We start from the raw sequence: 23,173 nt of genomic DNA, 5'->3' as shown, positions 1-23,173 counted from the left end.
CACCGCCGGCGTCAGTGATCGATCACTCGAGTTCGATTCCGTACTCCGCGAGCAACTCCCGAAACTCGTCCTCGTCGACGATTGGGACGTCGTTGGCCGCTGCGTCGTCGCGTTTCGTCTGCCCTGGATTCTCGCCGACCACGAGGTAGTCCGTGTTCCCCGAGACGCTGCCCGTCGCGTTGGCGCCGTGGGCCTCGACGGTCTCCTGAGCCTCGCCGCGGGTGACCCCCTCGAGCGAGCCCGTGAAGACGAACGTGAGTCCCTCGAGTTCGTCGCCGCCGGCCTCGAGATCGGACTCCTGCGGTGAGACGTGCTCGAGCAAGTCATCGACGGCCGCGGCGTTGGCCTCGCTGGTGAAGAACTCGTGGAGCTGTTCGGCGACGGTCTGGCCGACGTCCGGGACGTCCTCGAGGCGTTCGGGCTCGTCCTCGGCGGCCTCGCGGAACGCCTCGAAGGTGCCGAACTCGCGGGCGAGTTCGCGAGCCGTCGTCGGTCCGACGTGCGGGATACCCAGCGCCGAGAGGAAGTCGGCGAGCGGCGGCTCGCGGCTGGCCTCGATCTCGGCGAGGGCGTTCTCGGCGCTGGTCTCGCCCCAGCCCTCGAGTGCCGTGAGGTCCTCGCGGTCGAGTTCGTAGAGGTCCGCGACGGACTCGAGGAGGCCGGCGTCGACCAGCTGGCGGACGCTCTTCTCGCCGAGTCCCTCCAGATCGAGGCCGTCGTCGCCGGCGTAGTACTCGATCGAGCGCCGGAGTTGCGCGTCGCAGGCGAGGCCGCCGGTACAGAAGGCCATCGGGCCGTCGCGCTCGACGGCGCTGTCGCAGACGGGGCAGTGCTCGGGCAGCTCGTAGTGGCCCTCGCTGCCCTTCTCGACGACTTCCTCGACGTAGGGGATGACGTCGCCGGCCCGCTGGACGCGGACGGTGTCCCCGATATTCACGTTCTTCTCTTCGATTTCGTCGGGATTGTGCAGGCTCGCACGCGAGACCGTCACGCCGCCGACGTCGACCGGCTCGAGCAGGGCGACCGGCGTCAGCCGACCCGTGCGGCCGACCTGGACCGCCACGTCGACGATCGGCGTCACCTCTGCGCGGGCCGGGAACTTGTAGGCGAAGGCGTAGCGGTCGTGGCGGGCCGTGCGGCCGAGTTCCTCGCGGGCCTCGCGGTCGTCGACCTTGATGACGGTGCCGTCGATCTCGTAGTTCAGGTCGTCGCGGGCCTCGAGCATGCGGTCGCGGTAGTCGATGGCCTCGTCGATGTCGGCCGCGAACTCGATGTGATCGGTGACCCGGAGTCCCCACTCCGGGAAACGCTCGAGTTCGGCGCCGTGGGAGTCCTCGAGGTCGCTGGCCTCGAGCACGTCGAAGAAGAAGACCTCGAGGGGGCGGTCGGCGACGACCGAGGGGTCGAGCTGCCGGATCGTCCCGGCGGTCGCGTTCCGGGGGTTGGCGAACGGCTCCTCGCCGCGCTCGATGCGCTCGCGGTTGTGTTCCTGAAAGGCGTCCTTGGGCATGTAGACCTCGCCGCGGACGGCGAGGAAGTCGGGGTAGTCGCCGTGGAGCCGCTGGGGGACGGAACCGATCGTGCGCGCGTTGCGCGTCACGTCGTCGCCCTCGCGGCCGTCCCCGCGGGTCGCCGCCCGCTCGAGGCGGCCGTCCTCGTAGACGAACTCCATCGAGACGCCGTCGAACTTGGGTTCGCAGACGTAGTCGACGTCGCCGACTTCCCTGCGCACGCGGTCGGCGAACTCCCTGACGTCCTCCACCTCTCCGCTCTGATCGATCGAGAGCATCGGTGCGACGTGCTCGACCGTCTCGAACTCCTCGAGGGGCTCGCCGCCGACGCTGCGCGTCGGGCTGTCGGGGTGCTCGAGGCCGAAGGCGTCCTCGAGTTCCCGGAGACGGGCGAACAGGGCGTCGTACGTTCGATCGGCGATGAGCGGTTCGCTCTCGACGTAGTACCGGCGGTCGTGCTCGCGGATCGCGTCCCGGAGCAGTTCGACCTGCTCGCGGGCCTCGTCCTCCGAGAGTTCCTCGACCGGGGCGAAGTCGGTCGGCGGGTCCCGAAGGTAGGGGTTCTTCTCGTCCTCGTCGGCGACAGACATTGCTCGAGGGTTGCCGCTCGGACCCGTTAACGTTACTGACCGAATCGACTGCGTCGCCAGTGCGGGTGGCATCGTCGCCGACCGACTGCGAGTCCGTCACTTCCACGGGTTCTCTACGAGTTCGGTGTGGACGCTCGCGCCGACGGCGAGCCGACAGTCGGCTCGCGGCGAGGCGATGCACAGCAGGACGTAGCCCGCGGTACAGTGTCGGTCCTTCAGCGCTCGAGGTGGACGGCGATACGAGAACGCGCCGTCGACGTCGACGGCGCGTTCGTCGTGGCCGGCCGCCGGCTCCGCTCCATCGACCTCGAGCAGGCGGCCCGTACAGGTTCCACAGGCGCCGGTGCGACAGCCGAAGGGAAGGGCGATGTCGGCGCGTTCGGCCGCCTCGAGGACCGTCTCGTCCTCGCTGACCGCGATCGTCCGCGTCTCGCGGTCGGTGTCGGGCCACTCGAGCGTCACGTCGTGCGTCTCGCGAGTCGTCATGGGAGCGGGCGATCGGCGCTTGCGCGGTCGATCACTGCCAGACGTCGCTCGTGCAGTCGCCGTCGGGCCACCGGATCTCGTGGGCGCGGGCTGGCCCCTCGGGGCACTCGCCCCAGTCGACGAGGAAGTCCTCGTCGAGTTCCATCGTCCCCTTTCGGGGATCGACGTCGGCCTTCAGCATCACCGAGCCGCGCTCGCCCTCCTCGGGGTAGAACTGCTCGTCCCACGAGGAGAACAGCGAGGTGGTCCAGTAGAGCCGTTCGCCGTCCAGCGAGAGCTGGATCATCTGCGGTCCGGCGGCCAGTTCGCGGCCTTGCACTTCCTGAATCTCGCCGAAGGTGCCGCCGACGGACAGCGAGTCGGCCCGTCGCGGGTTCGACGGATCCGAGATATCGTACATCCAGACGTCGCCGTGGAGCCAGTTCGAGCCGAACAGGTAGCGGTCGTCCATCGAGATCAGGATGTCCGTCGGGAGCGCGGGGACGGGCATGTCCCAGTCGTCGTGCTCCCGGCTCTCGAAGTCGATGACCTTCTCGGCGCGGTATGCGCCGTCGCCGCCGTCCGCATCGTCGTCGCGCCAGAAGTGGAAGACGTTCGACGAGAGCGCGGCCCCCACGAACCCGTGAGTCGATTCGGGCGTGTGAAGGAACCGCACCTCGAGCGGGATCAGCCCTTCCTCGCCGAGGTCGATCGTCTGCTCGACGGTGCCGGCCTCCCAGTCCCAGAAGTGGAGCCGCTGGCCGTAGTTGCCCGCCTCGACGTCCTCGAGGTCGAAGCCCGGGTAGTACGTCTTCGGTGCGGCCCACTCGCTCGAGACCATCACGTTCTGGCGGGGCTGGTACCAGTAGTCGTAGTTCATCTCGATCTCGCCCGGCGGCTCCCATCGGCCCTCGATCTCGAAGTCGTCGTTCAGCTCGAGGAAGCCGCCCGGCAGGTCGCCGTCGGCGTCGCCGAGCATGCTGATCAGGATCTCGCCGTCCGGGATGCAGTGGACGGTGTGCGGTGCCGAGAGGTCGTATTCGAAGACCTCCTCGGGTTCGATCACCGTCTCGAGTTCGGGGTTGCGCCGATCCTTCGCGTCGATCACGTGGATCCGCGAGGAGCGCTGGCCGGGGACGATCAGGTGTCGGCGCTCGAGGCCCTCCATGTGACACGACGACGAGCAGGCGTTCCACCCGAAGTGGTGGAGTTCGTCGCCGCGGTTGGGCAGTTCGATGCGGTCGACGATCTCGCAGTAGGTGTCGGAGTCGGGATCGAGGTCGACGACCGAGACGAAGTCCGGCGCGTCGACGTCCGTGCCGACGTAGAGGCTCATCACGTAGGCCAGTTCCTCTCGCTCGCCCTCCTCGATGGCGGCCTGCGGCGTCGCGTAGCCGGGGCCCTCGTGGTCGTGGTGGTGTTCGTGCTCGTGGTCCGATTCGGGTTCGACGTCGTCTGGTGTGCTAACGTCACTCATAGGAATTCCGACCACGAACGGATAGATAAGTCTGTTCGGGTACCGCGCCGGAACGGACAGCGCAGGTGCTACGCCCAGGGACTGTCGCCGACTTCGGCGCGGACCATCGGGCCGACCTCGACGCGACAGTCGGTTTGCGGCGAAGCGATACACAGCAGGACGTAGCCGTCCGATCGTTCCCCATCGGTCAACGCCTGCGGCGGCCGCCGATAGGTGAACGCGTCAGCGGCGTCGAGCGGCCGGTCCGTCCCGCCCTCGTCGGCGTCGAAATCCTCGCCCTCGAGTCCGATCAGCCGACCGACGCAGGTGATACAGGTCCCCTCGCGGCAGTCGTAGGGGAGCCGGGCGCCGGCCCGCTGGGCCGCCTCGAGGACCGATTCGTTCTCGTCGACGTCGACCGTCTGCGTCGAGCCGTCGGCCCACTCGAGGGTCACGTCGTGGCTCGTCATCGTTCCCGTGTCGTCGGTGCTCGCTGTGCGTGCAGTTCGTCCGGAACCATGGCCGACGGTACGGCGGGCGACGGGAAAAAGTCCGCGCGTGAAGTCTGCTCGCGCTGCGATGCTAGTCGACGGAGGACGTCGACGTGGCGGTTTCCACCGACGATTCCCGCTCGGGGTCGTCCTCGTAGAAGATCCGCCAGCCGGTCAGCCCCATCGCGATCAGTACCAGCGGCGAGAGGATCCCGAAGAAGTAGTACGGGGCGTACTCGATCACCGGTACGCCGAGCGCCGAGGCCATGAAGACGCCGCCCGAGCCCCAGGGCACGAACGCCGACGTCGTCGTCCCGGACGCCTCGACCGCCCGCGAGAGGTTCCGACTCTCGAGGTCGTACTCGTCGTACACGTTCTGCAGGGTCATCCCGGGGACGACGATCGCCATGTACTGTTCCGCGGCGAGGAAGTTCATCGCGATGGTTCCCGCGGCCGTCCCGGCCGTGAGACCGGCGACGCTACTGACGGCTCGTGCGATGTGGTACGCGATCGCCGCCAGCACGCCGGTCTCCTGGAGAATGCCGCCCAGCGACAGCGCGGCGATGACGATCGTAACGACCCACACGGATCCCGAGAGTCCGCCGCTCGCGAGCAGTTCGTTCGTGAGTTCGACGCCCGTCTCGGGGCTCGTCCCGTTGTGGACGGCGTCCCAGGCGGCGGCGAAGCTCCCGCCCTGAACCGCGGTAGTGATCCCGACGCCGGCGAAGATGCCGGCCCCGAGCGACGGCAGCGCGGGGAAGCCGTAAAACGCGAGCGCGAACGTGATGACCAACGGGATAAACGTCAGCGGCGAGATCGCGTAACTGCTCTCGAGGCCGCCCTGGATCTCGGCGATCCGATCGACGGGGATCGTTCCGCTCGCGTTCAGACCCAGGACGACGAACAGGAGCAGCGAGATCGCGAACGAGATCGCGGTTCCGGGACGCATCGCCCGGATGTGATCCATCAGGTCCGTGTTCGTCACCGCGGCGGCGAGGTTCGTGGTGTCAGAAAGCGGCGAGTTCTTGTCGCCGGTGTAGGCCCCAGACAGGACGGCGCCGGCCGTCATCGCCTCCGGAATCCCGAGCCCGGAGCCGATCCCGATCATCGCGACGCCGAGCGTCCCGGCCGTCGTCCACGACGAACCGATCGCGAAGGCGACGACCGCCGAGAGGACGACGGTAAAGGGGAGGAAGATCGTCGGCGAGAGGAACTCGAGCCCGTAATACATGAGCGTGGGGATCGTCCCGGAATCGATCCACGCCGAGATGAGCATGTAGATGACGAACAGGATGAGAATCGCCTGCAGGCCGGTCAGAATACTGCGACCGATCCCGTCGTAGAGGTCGCTCCAGGCGTAGCCGAAGTAGTACCGTCCGAACAGTCCCGCGAACGCGATCCCCCACAGCAGCGGCATCTGCGGGTCCATCTCGAGCCAGATCATCCCGACCGAGAGGAACAGGAGCATTCCCGCGATCGGAACGAGCGCTTCCCCCAACGACGGCCGCTTGTCTTCGGGGATTTCGTCGTAGGTCTTCGGTGTGAAGTCCAGTGCCATGAGCAGGTCGCACGCGTTTTTTCGACAGCGAATACAAATAGCTCGCCATTCCCCGTTCGCCGTCGACCCCCGTCTTGGCAGCGAGCGAACGGGCCGTCGCCCAGACCCAGTACTTTACCCGTCGGGGCGCCTACGACCGAGTAGATGGGAGAGGGAACGGAATACGGGCTGGTCGACCTCGAAGAGGTCGAGACGCCGGGCGACGAGTGGGAAGAGATCGACGTCTCGGACACCGAGGCCGACCGGATCGCTCGCAAGCGCGACCGGGAGTTCGAGCAGTTCGAGGAGCGCATCAAGGACGCCGACCAGTTCAAGGTCGAGCAGTCGGTGTTCGACGACGCGACCCTCGCTGCGCTGTACAAACTCGTCCAGGACGGCTACGTCGAGGCCTTCGGCGGGCCGCTCTCGACGGGCAAGGAGGCGAACGTCTACCACGCGCTGGGCGACGACCGCGAGGTCGCGGTCAAGATCTACCGCATTAACGCCTCGAACTTCCGGCAGATGCGCGACTACCTCGAGGGCGACCCGCGCTTCGAGGGGCTGGGCGGCAAGAAGAAGGACGTCGTCCTCGCGTGGACGAAGAAGGAACTCGCGAACTTGGAGCGGGCGAAGGCGGCCGGCGTCCGCGTTCCCGAACCGCTCGCGACCGAGCGCAACGTGCTTGTCATGGAGTACATCGGCACCGACGACGGCCGCGCGAAACGCCTCGGCGAGGTCCACATCGAGAATCCCCAAACCGCCTACGAGGTCATGCGCGAGTACATGCGTCGCCTCTACTCGGCGGGATTGATCCACGGCGATCTCAGCGAGTACAACGTCGTCTTCGACCAGGACGAGGGACAGCTCGTCTTCATCGACCTCGGCCAGGCCGTCACGGTCCACCACCCCAACAGCCGGGAGTTCTTGGAGCGGGACTGCCGGAACGTCGCCGGATTCTTCTCGCGGCAGGGGATGGACGTCACCGAAGACGAGTTACTCGAGTTCGTCACGAGTCCGGAGCCGGATCCGTCGCGGGACTGAGAGCCGAGCTACCGTCTCCGAACGCAGTCGAACCCGGTCTCAGACGACCTCGATCCGTCCCTCCGTTTCGGGTCCGATGACCTCGGCTTCCTGGATGGCCTCGATCGCGAGCGCCGAGAGCAGCGTCCCCTCGTCGGCGGGGACGAGGACGTCGCCGTCCGCGAACATCTCGTAGCCGTCGCCGCCGCCCGCGACGAAGTCGTTCGTCGCGAGTTCGTACGTCGCGTCGGCCTCGAGGGGTTCGTCGCCGACCGTGATCTCTTCGACGCGCTCGCCCGCGGGGGCGTCCGGATCGTAGGCATATGCCATCCCGCTGACCTGCGGGAACCGACCGTGTCCGTCGGCGACCGTACTGACGCCGAGTTCGATCGCCTCGCGAAGCGTCGCGCCCGTGACCTCGAGTTTCACGGTCCGGTTCGGGAACGGAAGGATGTCGACGATCGTTCGTCGAGTGAGGTCGCCGGCCTCGTACAACCGATCGCTGCGGATGCCGCCGCCGTTCTGGAGCGCGACGTCTGCCCCGAGATCCGCGCGCATGATATCGGTCAGCCAGTTCCCGAAATTCGACTCCTCGCTGCGGACCGTCTCGGTCCGCACGTCCAGGGGCACCGCGGTCTCGCCGATGACCACGTCGAGTTCCGCCTCGAGGTCGCTCTCGTACTCCTCGAGCAGCGACTGGACCGCCTCGTGCGGTTCGACGTTCCCGCTCTCGACCTCCGCGGCGAGGTCGAATCGCTCGAACGAGTGGTCGACGAGCCCCTCGGGTCCGATCTCGAGGTCGAGTCGACCGACGTAGTCGAACTCGTCGCCGACGACCGAGACGACGGTCCCGTCGACCGTCTCGGGTTCGTCGTAGACCATCGCGGCGTGGTCGCCGACGGCGACGTCGATCCCGTCGACGGCCGCGACCAGTTCCCGAGCGACGGGGCTGGCGAGGTGCGACAGCAGCACGATCACGTCCGCGCCCTCGTCGCAGAGTTCCCCGACGACCCCCTCGATCGCGGTCTCCGGGTCGAGAACGTCGACGTGATCGCCGACGGAGGCGACGTCGGGGGTGTCCGCCGGCGCGAGCCCGGTGATCCCGAACCGCACCCCGTCGATCTCCTCGAGGGCGTACCGCCGGGCGCCCTCCCCGGCGGCGAAGACGTCGTCGGTCCGCTCGTCGCGAACGTTCGCGCTCACCCACGTGAACTCGCTGTCGGCGACGTTCTCCCGGAGGCTCTCCGGGCCGTTGTCGAACTCGTGGTTGCCGTACGTGTCGTACTCGAGCGGGGCCGCGTTGAACAGCGAGACCATGTGGCCGCCGTCGAAGACCGAGGACTCGACGGACGTGTGCAGATCGTCGCCGTTGCCGACGACGAGCGCGTTCCCGTCGGGCGGGTCCGCGGCGAGGTCGTCCATCAGCCCGAAGTAGTTCGCGACGTTGAGCGCCTCGTCGGGAGCCCCCATCGACCCGTGAAAGTGCGTGTCGTGGAGCAACCGGACGGTCGTCGATTCCCCGTCGCTCGAGTTCTCTTGCTCCGTCTCATCGGGGTTGGACTCGTCCGGGTCGTCGGGTTCCGACTCACCGTTCTCGTCCTCGTCGTCCGCGGTTTCTCCGCCGGACGCACACCCGGCCAGCGCGACGACGCCCGCGGATCCGGCGTATCCCAGCAGTCGCCGTCGCTCGATCCCGTCTGTCGGTTCGGATGGCATACGCGATGTCTCCGACCGAGCCCTGATATTCCTGTTGTATTTTTTATACTAAAACAACAATACTCGAACGTAGCGCGACTGAGACGGACGGAGACGGCGAGGGGGTAGTCTCCGCTATCGATATCCGCGCTTAGCCCGGGCGCGACCGAGCGACGATCCGTCGCTCGGCGTGGATCAGGTAGCCGGCACCGAAACGTTTAGATCGGATGATAGACTAGGCATCGATAATGCGGTCCGCCCTCGAGTGGCAGTGGCACTGGCAGACCCCCTCGAGAGCGGACAGTCCCGTCGCGGCGGGCGACGCGGCCTAACCCGGCGGCCGCGGCGACGGACGCTCCCTCCGCTCGTTTTCGCGCGAATCGCGTTCCAATCATCCGATCCACCAGCAGAGAGCAATGCCAGAACCATCCGAGACACCGGACAGCACCGCCAGTGAGCCGAGTACCGAACCGAATCGCCCCGACTCCGATGCGTTCACCGTCACGCCCTACGCCGTCGACGGCGAGATCGACTACGAGAAACTGCTCGAGCGCTTCGGCGCCGATCCCCTAACGGACGAACAGATCAATCGGTTCCCCGACCACCCGCTACTGAGACGGCGGACCTTCTACGCCGGTCGGGACGTCGACGACTACCTCGAGGCCGCCGCGGTCGGCGATCCGCACGCGATCGTTACCGGTCGCGGCCCCTCTGGAGCGATGCATCTGGGCCACGTCCTCCCGCTGTACCTCGCGAAGCGGTTTCAGCGCGCGACCGGCGCGACGGTGTACGTCCCGCTCTCGGACGACGAGAAGTTCCTCGCGAAGGACCAGTCGTTCGACTCCATCGGCGAGCACACCCGCGAGAACCTGCGGGACGTCCTCGCGGTCGGCTTCGACCCCGAACGGACCCGGATCGTCGTCGACACGGCCGACGCGGACGTGGTCTACCCGATCGCGGTTCGCCTCGCGAAGCACCTCACGCCGGCCACGGTCGAGGCGGTCTACGGCGACCAGGACACCGTCGGCCTGCAGTTCTATCCCGCCGTGCAGGCCACCCACCTCCTGCTCCCGCAACTCGTCGCGGGCCGGCAGCCGACGCTGGTCCCCATCGCGGTCGATCAGGACCCCCACGTCCGCGTCTGTCGCGACGTCGCCGCGAAGGAGGCGCTCCCGGTGGACAAGCCGGGCGCGCTGCTCGGGCGCTTCCTCCCGGGCCTCGAGGGGCCGGGCAAGATGAGTTCCTCCGGCGGCGCGCCGTCGATCGAGCTCACCGACGATCCCGAGAGCGTCGCCGAGACGATCCGAACGCACGCCTACACCGGCAGCCGAGCGACGCTCGCGGAACACCGCGAGAAGGGCGGCGATCCGACCGTCGACGTCCCCTTCCAGTACCTGCGATTCTTCTTCGAGCCGGACGACGAGGAACTCGAGCGCATCGCCGCCGACTACCGCGCCGGGGACCTGCTCAGCGGCGAGTTGAAGGAACTCGCGATCGAGCGGATCAGCGACTTCCTCGCCGACCACCAGCGTCGACGGGCGGAACTGGGATCGCTCGAGACCGAACTCGAGCCCTACCGGCTGACAGATCGGGAGCGACGGCGAGCGCTCGAGCGGGCCGGTGTGCCGACGGGGCTCGAGGGGTAAGCCCGCTCTCCAGCCCTCGTGATCATCTGAGCGTGTACGCCGCGTACGACTCGGCGGCGCGGTCGACGGCCGCCCTCGAGACGGCCAGCGCGATACCGATCGTCAGGAGGACGGCAGCGCTTCGAACGACCGGCGCCGGAACGCCGAGTACCGCCGTCATCGCGTCGGTGACGGCCGGGACGGCCGCGATAGCCGCCGGCAAGCAGACGACGCTGAGCGCGACCCCGACCAGTCCAAGTCGGATGAACGACGCGCGCCCGATCTCCCCGTAGATCATCGCGCTGGTGAACGGATACGGCATCGGATAGATGTCCCGATACCGGACGTCCATCCCGAGCGCCGTCGCGACGGCGGCGCTACAGCAACACCACGCGACGCTCGCGACGGAGACCAGCACGGCCTCGAGGACGCCGACCGAACCGACCAGTCCGGCGCCCAGCGTGAGTAGCGCGGTCGGCGGAGCACCGACGGCGACGGCGGCGAGGACGGTCCCGCGGACGAACTCCCGGCCGGAAGCCGACGTGAGCGTCATCGGTAAGACGGGGTACTCGGCGCCGAGCACCTCGCTTCCGAACCCCTGTCCGACGCCGGTCGCACAGACGAACGCGATAGATACCAGCGCGATCGGAGGGACGTCTCTCACCGAGAGCGCGTAGAGAACGATTCCGCTCAGACCGAACATCGGGAAGCAGATAGCCATGAAGAACGCCAGCGATATCCGCCGCTCTTGGACCCACCGCTTCCGGGCGACGGTCAGGGTAGGGCGCGAGACGTAGCGTCCGAACAGTCGACTCGAGAGCCCGGCGCCGACGAGCGATCGCGATACGGCGGTCGATTCGATCTGGCCCGGTTCCTCGCCGAGGACTCGGTCGGCGATCGCGACTGCGGCGATTACACCGCCCGGAATGCCGACGGCGAGTACCACCAGCGCACCGAGGCCGCGACGTGAGACGGTGTCGATCTCCGGGACGGCGATCAGCCCCAGATCGACGAGCCACGCAATCGGCGCTCGGCGAGCGATCTCCGTCACTCGATCGAACGGGGGCAGTCCACCGCCGGCGACGACGCTCGCGATGAGCCCCCCGACGCCGATCAGCACGTACCGCAGGACGGATCGTTGCCGAACGAGGACCGTGACACGAGCGGGAACGAGGCCCCAAGCGAACACGCCCACCGCACTGACCACCGCCGCGAGTGCGAGGAAACCACTGACCGCGACGACGATAGCCGCGGCAGTCACCGGTGATCGGACGCCGACGGCGAACCCGACGGCCCCGCTACAGACGGGGGCCAGCCACGGCAGCGCAACTCGGCTATAGACGGCGAGGCCGATCCCAACGACGAACTCGCGGGTGGTGACCGTCGTCAGCAACAGATCTGTTTCGGCGCGCTCGAGCCGCCGCGACGTCGCCTGTGCGAAAATGACGATCGCGGTGGGTAATCCCACGGTTGCTCCCATTCGTACGGTCTCGACTGGGAACACGAACTGGTCCCGGGAAACCGCCATCCCGAGACCGTACGCGCCGACGCCACAGCCGATCGAGAGCGCGATCAGTGCGGTACCGAGAACGAGACGCAGACCTCGCGAGCGGCCGCGTTTCCGTCGCACACGGGTCACTTCGATACGGGCGATTCGGACGCTGCGGCGCACCCAGCGAGGGACCGTCATCATACGCGATAGTGCCAATATATAATGTATTAATACTGATCATAGTGGCTACTGAAAGTCAATACACATCTGCTCGCACGATAGCATAGCGATCAGTGTGTGATTCGGTTCAGTGACTCCCATATCGTCGTGAGACCGATGTCACGTTCGCGATATCGTGAGACATGTCACGGGAGGACCGCTACAGATCCGCCGCGGGGGAGCCGCTCCGAACACATTAGTGGCTCGCCCGCGCCTACTCCCGTATGAACATCGGAATCGTCGCCGACACGCACGACAACGTCGACGCGATCGAACGGGCGACCGAGATCTTCGCCGAGGAGGGCGTCGAGATCGTAATTCATTGCGGCGACTTCGTCGCGCCGCTGATGATCGACTACTTCGACGAGTTCGAACTCCACGGCGTCCTCGGGAACAACGACGGCGACGTCGCCAACCTGCAGGCGGCGTTCGACGCGCTGGGCGGCGAGAGCGAACTCCACGGTCGGTTCGCGAGCCTCGAGTTCGACGGCCTCTCCTTCGCCGTCCTCCACGGCGAGAGTCTCGAGGAGGTCGAGGCGATCGCCGCCGGCGAGACGTTCGATTTCGTCTGTTACGGCCACCACCACGAGCGCGAGCTGTCGGAGGAGGGTCGAACGACGGTACTGAACCCCGGCGCACACGTGCTGGCGAGCGACGATGACCGCACGGTCGCGGTCGTCGACACGCGCTCGGAGTCGGTTCGGTTTCGAGCCCTCGAGTGAGTCCCAGTCCCGTTCGGTCCGTACCGGGCCACGGGAGCAGGTGGTCGACGGTTCCGGTCGTCAGTACCGGACGGCGCGTCTCGGTTCGATCGTCGTAACCGCCGATCGGAACGCAGCCGCCGTCGACTCGTCGGTTCGCCGAGTTTCGGTTCGGCTTCGCTCGAATACCACCCCAAATTGAATAAAAATAGCTTGTATTCTCCCACAGCATTCATAATACCGCCATCAGAATTTATGAATTAACACTCGATCCGCTCGAGGGCTGGAAATAACCACAAACTTATTAGGCATCTATAACTTTCCCCGAATCATGGTGGGCGGAAATTACTACCCATGGTAGACGATCGATCACCCGACGACGGATCAGAGAGCGGGTCGCGACTCGACGATCTCTTCGCCGTCTTCGCGAACTACCGGCGACGATACGTGCTCCACTATCTGCGAGAGGAGGGGCGCGCATCGATCGGCGGCATCGCGCGGCAGCTCGCAGCGTGGGAGCGCGCGTCCCGGTCCGAAATGGTTTCCGGGGAACTGATCGACCGAATCGAGCTCGAGCTGTTCCACACGCATCTGCCGCGATTACGTGAAGTGAACCTCGTCGAGTACGATCAGCGGACGTCGGTAGTCGTCTATCGCGATCCCCCCGAGATCGTCAGAGCGCTCCTCGATCTCTGTACCGATCGAGACCTTCCGAACTGACGATCCCGCCGGAGGCGGTCGGGACGCGGCGCTCGTCGCGGGCGGCGATTCCCTCCGGGATCGCCCGAGCCGAGCCGTCACATGAACATCCGATCCTCCGGGAAGTTCTGGCTCCCGGGACCCTCTCGAGCCTCCAGCGTCGCCATGCGATCCGCGAGTTCGGCGTAGTACCGCTGTAGCTCCGCGGCGCGCTCGCGGAGCTGATCGTCGTCGATTTCGAGGCCGTAGACGGTTCGCAGGAGGTCCAGATACCGCAGCGACGCCTCGAGGTCCGGCCCGGGCGGATGCGACGGAGTGACGTACGCACCGAGCGGTGGGGCCTCCCCGTCGAGGCTGCGGGCCGTCAGTTCACCGGCGACGCCGTCGAGGACGCCGCCGCTGGCCGGCGACACGTTCGTTCCGTCGAGTCGTCGGTCCCTGTACGCCGGGGTAGCGACGGAGAAGACGTCGTGCTCGTCCGGACCGTGCGGGTACGGAATCCCGTGAAAGACGGCCAGTTCGTCGATTTCCGTCGAATCGAGCCACTCCGCTATCCCGTCGGCGAACGCGTCGGCCGCCCACACCGGAACGAACAGTTCGCTGAGCAACGCGCAGTAGTCAGCGTTCGGGGCGGCGTACACGCGCATCGGGTGTCGCGGGACGCCGTCTTCGACCGGCGTGATATCCGGCAGCCCGCGGGCCCGAACGTGACCGACCTGCTCGAACTCGAGGTGGGTGACGAGGTAATCGATGGCCGTGAGCCCCGCCAGTCCCACGTTCGAGAGTCCGACGAGCAAGGGTCCCTCGAGCGGCTCGTCGCTCTCGGCGATGACGTCGTACGCTGGATCGGAAGCCATGAGAGCCCTACGCGAGAGCGAACCTTCAACGTCGTACCTCCATCTTCCGGCTGTCGCGGACCGCGACCGAACCGACGCGCCGACGACGAGACTCGACCGCGACGCTCGAGGGCGGTCACCGTCGGATCGCGGCCGCCGCGATCGACGAACCGGGTCGGTCCGGGACCGCTCCACATCGACCCTGAACGCTCGGACCAAGGTCTTAACCTCACCCAGCCAGTATCGGACAGTATGCAACACGTGAAGATTCCGCAGGACCGCATCGGCGTCCTCATCGGCGAGGGCGGCGAGACGATGCGCGAGATCGAAGCGGAAGCGGAGGTGCGACTCGACATCGATTCGGAGAACGGCTCCGTCGCCGTCGAGACCGTCGGCGACCCCGTCCGCGGGCTCAAGGGCCCCGAGATCGTCCGCGCCGTCGGTCGCGGCTTCGCCCCCGACGCGGCGCTGCGCCTGCTCGAGGACGACATGATGCTGTTCGACGTCGTCGATATCGACGCCGCCGCCCGCAACAAAAACGACATGAAGCGCAAGAAGGGCCGACTCATCGGCGAAGGCGGTCGGACCCGCGAACTCATGGAGGAGCTCACCGGCGCCGACGTCGTCATCTACGGTTCGACGCTGGGTATCATCGGCACGCCGGAACAGGTCGACGCCGTCCGGAGCGCCGCCGAGATGCTCCTCGACGGCGCTCCGCACGGGGCGGTGTACTCCTTCCTCGAGGAGAAACACAACGAGATGAAACACCAGGGAATGGAGTACCACCGGTTCCCGGGCGGACAGTCCTGATTTCGAGTTCTCGATTTCTTCGTCCGCTTCGGACCGACAGTCTCCGCTACGCGGTCCGTCGGATCACATGTGTTTCGCGAGGTTGTCCGGCAAATCGATGTCCTCCCGGTTGCACATGTTCTCGAGGCGACGGGCGATGAGGAACGCGGCCACGTCGCCCGCCGTCGCCACGTACGCACCGACGAGGTCGTCGAGGACGGCCCGTCCGTCGCGCTCGACGGTGACGACGGTCCCGTCACCGTCGACGACGAGTCCGTCGACCGTGTCGGCACACTCGATCGCGTCCTCCGGACCCAGAATGTCCTTCTCCCGGTCGATCGCGGCCTGGATCAGTGCGGTGTAACCGGGGGTTTCGCTCGTCATGGACATGGGTGAGGCGCGCTCGTCCGCCGCGTCGGAACGGGGTTACAGTGACTCATTGGTGATAATCTCGATAGCGATGCTCTGGTGGTGGACGTCCTGGCGCATGAGCGACCGCGGATCGTCGTTCCACAGCGGGTTCGGCGTCGCGATCTCGCCGTAGCTGTAGAATCCGGCGACCGGAACGTCCGACCCGACGTGCTCCCTGACGAGGTCGAGTTCGGCGTTGCGAGTCTCCTCGTCTGACAGGTGGTACCACCGGCAGTTGCAGTCGAACACCAGTACGGCCGCGATATCTTCCGGACCGCCGGCGGCCGTCAACGCCCGGTCGACCGCGGTCTCGACACCGTCGAGGACCGCGTCGGCCGACGTGTCCATGACGGTGAATTCCTGGCCCTCCTCGATCGGTTTCTCGCCGACGATCATCGAGCCTGCCTCCTCGTCGACCCCGGTGACCATCGCGATGTGGCTCTCCTCGCCGTCGTCGTCCGTTCCGAGCGGGTGGGTCATCAGGAAGTGTTCCTGGGTGACCCGGTCGCCGTAGCGGTCGCGGTAGGCCTCGAGTGCGGGTTTGCCGTCGAGTTCGTAGAGGCGGTTCTCCTCGGCTCTCGTCACGGTGAACGTGTGCTCGGTCTCGCGCAGGCCGTTAGCGACGCCGATGCCGGTCTTGACGTCGACGTCCATCGCGGCGACGGTCATCGAGTCCTCGACCGGTTCGCCGTCTCGATAGACCCACGTCGAATCGAGCTTCCAGTCGTCCCCGGCGAACCCGCCGGAGACGTGCGCCCAGCCCAGCGCGTCCTGAACGCCGATCAGCGCCCACTCCTTGCTGCCGGTCAGACCGGGTCCGAACGCGTTCACGAGCAGTTTCGGGTACCACCGCCGACGGCCCGACTCGGCCGTCGACACCGTCGTCGGGACGGGTCCGTCGCCGAGTTCGTCGACGGCCGCCGAGGCCGCATCCATTCCCGACTGCCTCGGATGCTCGGCGAAGCCCGGTGCGGAACCGATACCGGGACGAACGCCGTCGCCCGCGAGCGCGAGCACGACGACGCTCTCCGTGTACGACTGTGCGTGAGCGATTTCGCCGGCCGTCGAGCAGCCGACGACCGGGCAGTCGAGCCGGTCCTCGATACCACCGAGCAACGCGGCCTGGTCGTACTCGCTCGAGCCGAACGCGTACGCGAGCCGCTCGTCGCCGTCGAGTTCGTCTCGTGCGGTGCGGGCCGCGCGTCGTCCGGCCGTCGTCGGGTCGTCGTCGGTCGCGTGGCCGACTCCGGCGAGGATCGTGCTCATCGATACTTAGTGGCAAGGATGGAAGCACACTCATATAAACGTACTGTCCGGCGCGTCGACAGCGCCGGAGACCCACTGTGAGACGCGAAGCGGCGACGAGTCGGAGACGCTCGAACGCGGTCCGTGGGAGGACCACCCGCGGCCCACAATGACTATGCCGTTTCGTTACTATCTGCAAGGCAATGTCCGATCTCGATTCGCTGTCGGACAGCGACGCCGTCGAGGCCGTGCTGGCGGCCGAGTCGCCGGCGACGCGCGACGGTCTGCTGGTGGCGCTGGCGTCGCGCCGGGGCCGTTCGACAGCGGAGATCGCCGCACTCACCGGACTCTCGAGCGACGCCGTCGAGCGGTGGATCGAGGCGCTCGACGTCGACGATCCGTCGACGGAGACGAACGGCGGCGACGAGGACGGTTCCGATCGGTCCCGGTTCGAGGTCGTCGACGACGCCGTCCGATCGTTCGTCAAGTCGGAAACGATCGAGGGGATCGCGGAGCCGGTGACCGACGTCGCGGGCGAATTCTTCGATACGGACGCGGTCGCCGTCTACCGGTACGACGGCCTCCGATCCGAACTCGTTCCCGAACTCGTCACGCCCGCGGCCGAATCCCGATTCGAGATCGAACCGATCGCCGAGGGAGCGGAGCCGTGGTGGTCGGCGTTCCGGTCGGACGAGTCGACCGCGGTGTCGTCCACCGAACTCGTCGTCCCGTCCGAGACGCTGGGGATCGTCCGACTCGGCGACGTCGACGCCGACGCGGTGAGCGAGATCGACGTCCGGACGTTTCGACCGATCGCGACGGCGGCCATCGGCGCGATCGAACGTCGGCGGCGCATTCGGACGCTCGAGGACGACCGCGACGAACTCAAGGGGAAAAACGAGGACCTCCAGGACTTCGCGAACATCGTGTCCCACGACCTGCGGAATCCGCTGTCCGTCGCGGAGGGCTACCTCAAACTGGCCGTCGAAACCGGTGACGAAGAGTACGTTCAGGAGGTCAGAGACGCCCACGAACGCATCGATCGGATCATCGACCACACGCTGACGCTGTCCCGTCAGGGACAGGGGATCGACGACGCGGAGTCCGTCGATCTCGAGTCGATCGCCCGACGGGCCTGGGGGACCGTCCAGACGGCCGACGCGACGCTTCGCGTCGCCGACTCGACGACGTTCGAAGCCGATCCGGATCGGCTTCGACAGCTGTTCGAGAATCTGTTTCGGAACAGTGTGGAACACGGGTCCACGGATAGTCGGCCGCAGTCCGACGATATCGTCGAGAACGGCTCGGCGAGCAGTCAACGCGATTCCAGCGCTGACGACGGTGAACACAGCGAAACGGACGACAGACTCGTCGTCACCGTCGGAACGCTCGACGACGGAGACGGGTTCTTCGTCGCCGACAACGGCCCCGGTATCCCGCCAGCGGAGCGGTCCCGGATATTCGAGCGCGGATACACCGACAGCGACGACGGGACCGGATTCGGGCTTCACATCGTCCGCGAGATCGTCGACGCCCACCGCTGGAGTATCTCCGTGACCGACAGCGATCGCGGCGGTGCCCGGTTCGAGATCGACGGCGTGTGAAAAACTCCCGTACGGAAGGGGGACCGACCGGAGCGTAAACGAAAAACTTATATAGAATAACAATCAATCGTTCTCTTGACTATGGCTCAGCAGATGGGTAACCAGCCCCTTATCGTTCTCTCGGAGGATAGCCAGCGGACCTCCGGAAAAGACGCGCAGTCGATGAACATTCAGGCCGGGAAAGCCGTCGCCGAGTCCGTACGGACCACGCTCGGTCCGAAGGGGATGGACAAGATGCTCGTCGACTCGACGGGCAACGTCATCGTCACGAACGACGGTGTCACCCTGCTGTCGGAGATGGAGATCGACCACCCGGCGGCCGACATGATCGTCGAAGTCGCCGAGACTCAGGAGGACGAGGTCGGCGACGGCACAACGAGCGCCGTCGTCATCGCCGGCGAACTCCTCAGCCAGGCCGAGGAGCTCCTCGACCAGGACATCCACGCGACCACCCTCGCCCAGGGGTACCGACAGGCCGCCGAGGAGGCCACCGAGGCCTTAGAGGAGGTCGCCATCGACGTCGAGGAGGACGACGACGAAATCCTCGAGCAGATCGCCGCCACGGCGATGACCGGCAAGGGCGCCGAGAGCGCCCGCGACCTGCTGTCCCGACTCGTCGTCGAGGCCGTCCAGGCCGTCGCGGACGACGAGGGCGTCGACACGGACAACATCAAGGTCGAGAAGGTCGTCGGCGGCTCCATCGAGGAGTCCGAGCTCGTCGAGGGCGTCATCATCGACAAGGAGCGCGTCTCCGAGAACATGCCCTACTTCGCTGAGGACGCCGACGTCGCGATCGTCGACGGCGACCTCGAGATCAAGGAGACCGAGATCGACGCGGAGGTCAACGTCACCGACCCCGACCAGCTCGAGCAGTTCCTCGAGCAGGAGGAACAGCAGCTCAAGGAGATGGCCGAGAAGGTCTCCGACGCCGGCGCCGACGTCGTCTTCGTCGACGGCGGCATCGACGACATGGCCCAGCACTACCTCGCCCAGGAGGGCATCATCGCCGTCCGCCGCGTCAAGGCGAGCGACCAGAACCAGCTGGCCCGCGCGACCGGCGCCACGCCCGTCTCGAGCGTCGACGACCTGAGCGAGGACGACCTCGGCTTCGCCGGGAGCGTCGCCCAGAAGGAGATCGCCGGCGACCAGCGCATCTTCGTCGAGGACGTCGACGACGCCAAGGCCGTCACCCTCATCCTCCGCGGCGGCACCGACCACGTCATCGACGAGGTCGACCGCGCCATCGAGGACTCCCTCGGTGTGGTGCGAACGACCCTCGAGGACGGCAAGGTCGTCGCCGGCGGCGGCGCCCCCGAGGTCGACCTCTCGCTGTCGCTTCGCGACTACGCCGACTCCGTCGGCGGCCGCGAGCAGCTCGCCGTCGAGGCCTTCGCCGACGCCCTCGAGGTCATCCCGCGCACGCTGGCCGAGAACGCCGGGCTCGACCCCATCGACTCGCTGGTCGAACTCCGCGCCGACCACGACGCGGGCGACACCAGCTCCGGGCTCGACGCCTACACCGGCGACACCATCGACATGGCCGAGGAAGGCGTCTACGAGCCGCTGCGCGTGAAGACCCAGGCCATCGAGTCTGCCACCGAGGCGGCCGTCATGCTGCTGCGCATCGACGACGTCATCGCCGCCGGCGACCTCGCGGTCGCCGACGACGACGATGACGAGGAGATGCCCGGCGGCCCCGGCGGCGGCATGGGCGGCGGCATGGGCGGTATGGGCGGCGGCATGGGCGGCATGATGTAAACCTAAATTTTGCTCTGCGGGGCGGCTACGCCGCCCCTCGGCAAAATTTAGTATAAAAGCGCTCCTCGCTCCCTGACTCGCGGCTTCGCCGCTCGCCATGCCGCGGCGCGTGGCGCCGCGCACCGGTCGCTCGTCGGCCCGAGCGCTTCGCGCTCGGTGAACGGCGTCGTTCGGGTTCTCCGAACCGCTCACTCGCCGACGTTCGATCGGAAGCTTGTTCGGCGGGCTATCGCCCGCTCGAGTCGTCCACTGCAGTCGGCCCCATTTCATCGATCTCTCTTTCGTCGTCGCTCCCGAATTCCGTACTCTCGCGGTCCGTCCGATCGGCACTGGCTAGACGAGCGTGCCAGTCGTAACTCGAGTCGTTGACGAACAGACCGTTCAAAACGTGACTCGAGGCGCGGTCGGGCTCCCGATTGGCGTCACCTGTAGCGTTTCGGGGCAAATTAAGTAGCTTCCCGCGATATTTGCCAGTATGAACACGCTGCTTCTCGATAGCGACGACGTCGACGAGTACGCCGCCCTCGGCGACGTCATCGACGCCGTCGAGCAGGCCTTCGGGGCCTTCGAGCGCGGAGACACCCAGATGCCCGCGAAGTCCTACATCGACCTGCCCCAGTACAACGGCGACTTCCGGTCGATGCCCGCGTATCTGGACACCGGCGACTGGGACGCCGCGGGGCTCAAGTGGGTCAACGTCCACCCCGACAACCCCGCGGACCACGACCTGCCGACCGTCCTCGGGACGATGATCTATTCCGACCCGGAGACCGCCTTCCCGCTGGCGATCATGGACGGGACGACGCTCACGATGAAGCGGACGGGGGCCGCCGCGGCCGTCGCGACCGACTATCTGGCCCTCGAGGACGCCTCGAGTCTCGGTATCGTCGGTGCCGGCGTCCAGTCCTACACGCAACTGCGGGCGATCAGCGAAGTGCGGTCGATCGAGGAGGTCGTCGTCTCGGATCCCGACGAGGACCGCGTCCAGCGATTCGTCGAGACCTTCGAGGACGAGTTCGACGTCCGCGGCGGTTCGATCTCGGAGGCCGGGGGCTGCGATATCCTCTCGACGGTGACGCCCGTCGAGGACCCCGTCGTCGACCTCGCAGACGTCGGCGAGGACACCCACATCAACGCGATCGGCGCCGACGCCGAAGGGAAACACGAACTGACGGACGAACTGCTGGAAGCGGCGACGATCGTCATCGACGACCACGAGCAGTGTACCCACTCCGGCGAGATCAACGTCCCCTACGGCGAGGGCACCCTGACCGACGACGACATCCACGCCGAGATCGGCGAGGTCGTCGTCGGCGCGAAGGAGGGACGGACCGACGAGACCGGGATCAGCGTCTTCGACTCGACTGGGCTGGCCATCCAGGACGTCGCGGCGGCCCACGTCGTCTACGACCGCGCGAGCGACGCGGGGAAGGGGCTGTCGTTCGATCTCGTCGGCGCCGGAGACGCCGCGCAGTAGTCGGCACCGTCGAGCGAAGCGCTCGCGGCGGATACGGGCCGAAAAAAGTCGAAACCGTCCGGAGCGATCAGTCGTCCGTCTCAGCGGGTCGCGGACTGCTGCCGTCGGCGTCGGTTCCGAACGCCGTCTCCCGCAGGTCCGCCTCGATCTCCTCGAGCGACCGCCCCTTCGTTTCGGGGACGAGCTGATAGCAGAAGACGAGCGCGAACAGCGTCAGCACGCCGTACAGCCAGAACGTCCCGGACTGGCCGAAGACGTCGACGAGACGGAGGAACGTCAGCGAGACGATCAGGTTCGCGGCCCAGTTCAGGACCGTGACGACGCCCATCGCCGTCCCGCGGATCTCCATCGGGTAGATCTCCGAGATCATGAGCCAGAACACGGGACCGAGCCCGATCGCGAAGAAGGCGACGTACAGCATCAGGCTCCCCGTCGCGAACCAGCCGAGCATCCCGGAGAGCCCGGGCAGGTAGAACACGGCACCGAGGACCGCGAGCATGACGGTCATGCCGCCGAGCCCCGAGAGCAACAGCGGTCGTCGACCGAGCCGGTCCATCAAGAGGACCGCGACGACGGTCATCGCGACGTTGACGGCGCCGATGCCGACGGTCGCGAGGATCGAGACGTTATCCGCGAAGCCGGTCGACTCGAGGATCGTCGGCGCGTAGTACATCACCGTGTTGATGCCGGTGACCTGCTGGAACACCGCCAGTCCGATTCCCACGACGAGCATCGGGCGCACCCACGCCTGAAGCAGGTCGCGGAGGGTTCCGGACTCGGTCTGGATGGTCTCTTTGATCTCGCGAAGTTCGCCGGCCACCTGACTCTCGGTGCGCGTGCGGGAGAGCACGTCGCGAGCGTCGTCTTCGCGGCCCCGCTCGTAGAGCCATCTGGGACTCTCGGGCATGAAGAGCATGCCGGCGAACAGGATCGCCGCGGGGACCATCCCGAGGCCGAGCATCCAGCGCCACTGGCCGCCCTCGGAGAAGGCGTAGTTCACGAGGTAGGCGATGAGGATCCCGCTCGTGATCGTCAACTGGTTCAGTGAAACCAGAGAGCCGCGAATCTTCGGAGGAGAGATCTCCGAGATGTACAGCGGCCCGACGACGGAGGCGAAGCCGACGCCGATCCCGTCGACGATCCGTCCGAGGATCAGCACTTCGACGTTCGGCGCGATCGCCATGATCAGCGAGCCGATGAAGAAGATCACCGCGCCGACGAGGATCAGCCGTCGGCGACCGAGTCGGTCAGCTAGCCGGCCACCGAAGGCGGCGCCGACGATTGCGCCGACCATCGCACCGCTGACGATGACTCCTTCGATGAGCGAAGGATTTATCGAGTAGCCGAATATCGTTGCCAGTTCGAACGTCTCTCGGATATAGAGCATCGCACCGGAGATGACGCCGGTGTCGAAGCCGAACAGTAAGCCGTTGAGCGCGGCGAGCGCCGCGACGACGTAGACGAACGAGTTCCGTCCGTCGACCGCACCGTCGGTCGATGTCGTAGTCATGGATGATTCTACAATATAATTATCTCGTATCGTAGTTAACAA

At 66.7% G+C, this 23,173-nt stretch carries 19 protein-coding genes; 8 read left to right on the top strand and 11 right to left on the bottom strand.

All coding sequences use genetic code 11. The features are described 5' to 3' along the window. Positions 1-22: 22 nt before the first annotated feature. The 5 genes from ligA to nhaC all read right to left on the bottom strand — a co-directional run bounded on the left by ligA (position 23) and on the right by nhaC (position 6,071). Positions 23-2,101 (bottom strand): NAD-dependent DNA ligase LigA, encoded by a 2,079-nt coding sequence (gene ligA / locus WD430_RS08200; RefSeq protein ID WP_339105534.1) that lies wholly within the window; start codon positions 2,099-2,101, stop codon positions 23-25. A 96-nt stretch (positions 2,102-2,197) separates the two neighbouring features. Next, positions 2,198-2,587, bottom strand: coding sequence for a 2Fe-2S iron-sulfur cluster-binding protein (locus WD430_RS08195; RefSeq protein WP_339105533.1), 390 nt, complete (start codon positions 2,585-2,587; stop codon positions 2,198-2,200). 31 nt (positions 2,588-2,618) lie between these two features. After that, positions 2,619-4,043, bottom strand: coding sequence for a selenium-binding protein SBP56-related protein (locus tag WD430_RS08190; protein ID WP_339105532.1), 1,425 nt, complete (start codon positions 4,041-4,043; stop codon positions 2,619-2,621). A 68-nt stretch (positions 4,044-4,111) separates the two neighbouring features. After that, on the bottom strand, positions 4,112-4,492 hold the full coding sequence (locus WD430_RS08185; protein ID WP_339105531.1) for a 2Fe-2S iron-sulfur cluster-binding protein: 381 nt from the start codon (positions 4,490-4,492) through the stop codon (positions 4,112-4,114). Positions 4,493-4,604: 112 nt separating this feature from the next. Beyond that, the gene (gene nhaC, locus WD430_RS08180) at positions 4,605-6,071 is read right to left on the bottom strand and encodes a Na+/H+ antiporter NhaC (RefSeq protein WP_339105530.1); all 1,467 of its coding nucleotides are present in this window, start codon (positions 6,069-6,071) and stop codon (positions 4,605-4,607) included. A 144-nt stretch (positions 6,072-6,215) separates the two neighbouring features. Between nhaC and rio1 the strand changes: the two genes are divergently transcribed. Next, positions 6,216-7,091 carry a serine/threonine-protein kinase Rio1 gene (rio1, locus tag WD430_RS08175; RefSeq protein WP_339105529.1) on the top strand — a complete coding sequence of 292 codons (876 nt, stop codon included), beginning with the start codon at positions 6,216-6,218 and terminating at the stop codon, positions 7,089-7,091. Positions 7,092-7,130: 39 nt separating this feature from the next. Here the strand turns inward: rio1 and WD430_RS08170 are convergent, their stop codons facing one another. Continuing rightward, positions 7,131-8,786 carry a bifunctional UDP-sugar hydrolase/5'-nucleotidase gene (locus WD430_RS08170; RefSeq protein ID WP_339105528.1) on the bottom strand — a complete coding sequence of 552 codons (1,656 nt, stop codon included), beginning with the start codon at positions 8,784-8,786 and terminating at the stop codon, positions 7,131-7,133. Between the two features lie 395 nt (positions 8,787-9,181). Here WD430_RS08170 and WD430_RS08165 point away from each other — a divergent pair, with 395 nt between their 5' ends. Next, positions 9,182-10,411, top strand: coding sequence for a tryptophan--tRNA ligase (locus WD430_RS08165; RefSeq protein ID WP_339105527.1), 1,230 nt, complete (start codon positions 9,182-9,184; stop codon positions 10,409-10,411). 22 nt (positions 10,412-10,433) lie between these two features. Here the strand turns inward: WD430_RS08165 and WD430_RS08160 are convergent, their stop codons facing one another. Next, positions 10,434-11,870: a hypothetical protein gene (locus tag WD430_RS08160; RefSeq protein WP_339105526.1), complete on the bottom strand. Its 1,437-nt coding sequence runs from the start codon at positions 11,868-11,870 to the stop codon at positions 10,434-10,436. Between the two features lie 455 nt (positions 11,871-12,325). On the opposite strand from WD430_RS08160, the gene WD430_RS08155 reads away from it, so the two are divergent. Together WD430_RS08155 and WD430_RS08150 are read left to right on the top strand one after the other, a co-directional pair. After that, the gene (locus WD430_RS08155; protein WP_339105525.1) at positions 12,326-12,823 is read left to right on the top strand and encodes a metallophosphoesterase; all 498 of its coding nucleotides are present in this window, start codon (positions 12,326-12,328) and stop codon (positions 12,821-12,823) included. A gap of 333 nt (positions 12,824-13,156) precedes the next feature. Continuing rightward, on the top strand, positions 13,157-13,522 hold the full coding sequence (locus tag WD430_RS08150) for an ArsR family transcriptional regulator (RefSeq protein WP_339105524.1): 366 nt from the start codon (positions 13,157-13,159) through the stop codon (positions 13,520-13,522). Positions 13,523-13,599: 77 nt separating this feature from the next. Here the strand turns inward: WD430_RS08150 and WD430_RS08145 are convergent, their stop codons facing one another. Then, on the bottom strand, positions 13,600-14,358 hold the full coding sequence (locus WD430_RS08145; RefSeq protein WP_339105523.1) for a PAC2 family protein: 759 nt from the start codon (positions 14,356-14,358) through the stop codon (positions 13,600-13,602). Positions 14,359-14,589: 231 nt separating this feature from the next. Here WD430_RS08145 and WD430_RS08140 point away from each other — a divergent pair, with 231 nt between their 5' ends. Beyond that, positions 14,590-15,147: a pre-rRNA-processing protein PNO1 gene (locus tag WD430_RS08140; protein WP_008893413.1), complete on the top strand. Its 558-nt coding sequence runs from the start codon at positions 14,590-14,592 to the stop codon at positions 15,145-15,147. A gap of 63 nt (positions 15,148-15,210) precedes the next feature. Here WD430_RS08140 and WD430_RS08135 read toward each other — a convergent pair whose 3' ends face one another. Then, positions 15,211-15,516 (bottom strand): hypothetical protein, encoded by a 306-nt coding sequence (locus WD430_RS08135; protein ID WP_339105522.1) that lies wholly within the window; start codon positions 15,514-15,516, stop codon positions 15,211-15,213. Between the two features lie 36 nt (positions 15,517-15,552). Beyond that, on the bottom strand, positions 15,553-16,803 hold the full coding sequence (locus tag WD430_RS08130) for an FIST N-terminal domain-containing protein (RefSeq protein WP_339105521.1): 1,251 nt from the start codon (positions 16,801-16,803) through the stop codon (positions 15,553-15,555). A 182-nt stretch (positions 16,804-16,985) separates the two neighbouring features. Between WD430_RS08130 and WD430_RS08125 the strand changes: the two genes are divergently transcribed. The 3 genes from WD430_RS08125 (at position 16,986) to WD430_RS08115 (ending at position 21,621) form a co-directional block, all read left to right on the top strand. After that, positions 16,986-18,386, top strand: a complete 1,401-nt coding sequence (locus WD430_RS08125; protein ID WP_339105520.1) for a HAMP domain-containing sensor histidine kinase — start codon at positions 16,986-16,988, stop codon at positions 18,384-18,386. Between the two features lie 93 nt (positions 18,387-18,479). Beyond that, positions 18,480-20,144, top strand: coding sequence for a thermosome subunit alpha (gene thsA, locus WD430_RS08120; protein WP_339105806.1), 1,665 nt, complete (start codon positions 18,480-18,482; stop codon positions 20,142-20,144). A 475-nt stretch (positions 20,145-20,619) separates the two neighbouring features. Beyond that, positions 20,620-21,621, top strand: a complete 1,002-nt coding sequence (locus WD430_RS08115) for an ornithine cyclodeaminase family protein (RefSeq protein ID WP_339105519.1) — start codon at positions 20,620-20,622, stop codon at positions 21,619-21,621. Positions 21,622-21,688: 67 nt separating this feature from the next. Here the strand turns inward: WD430_RS08115 and WD430_RS08110 are convergent, their stop codons facing one another. Then, a complete protein-coding gene (locus WD430_RS08110; protein ID WP_339105518.1) occupies positions 21,689-23,131 on the bottom strand; it encodes a sugar porter family MFS transporter in 1,443 nt (480 codons plus the stop codon). Positions 23,132-23,173: the final 42 nt, after the last annotated feature.

This window comes from Haloterrigena sp. KLK7 (assembly GCF_037914945.1).
In the GTDB taxonomy this organism is placed as follows: domain Archaea; phylum Halobacteriota; class Halobacteria; order Halobacteriales; family Natrialbaceae; genus Haloterrigena; species Haloterrigena salinisoli.
This window is presented reverse-complemented; position numbering and strand designations above follow the sequence as displayed.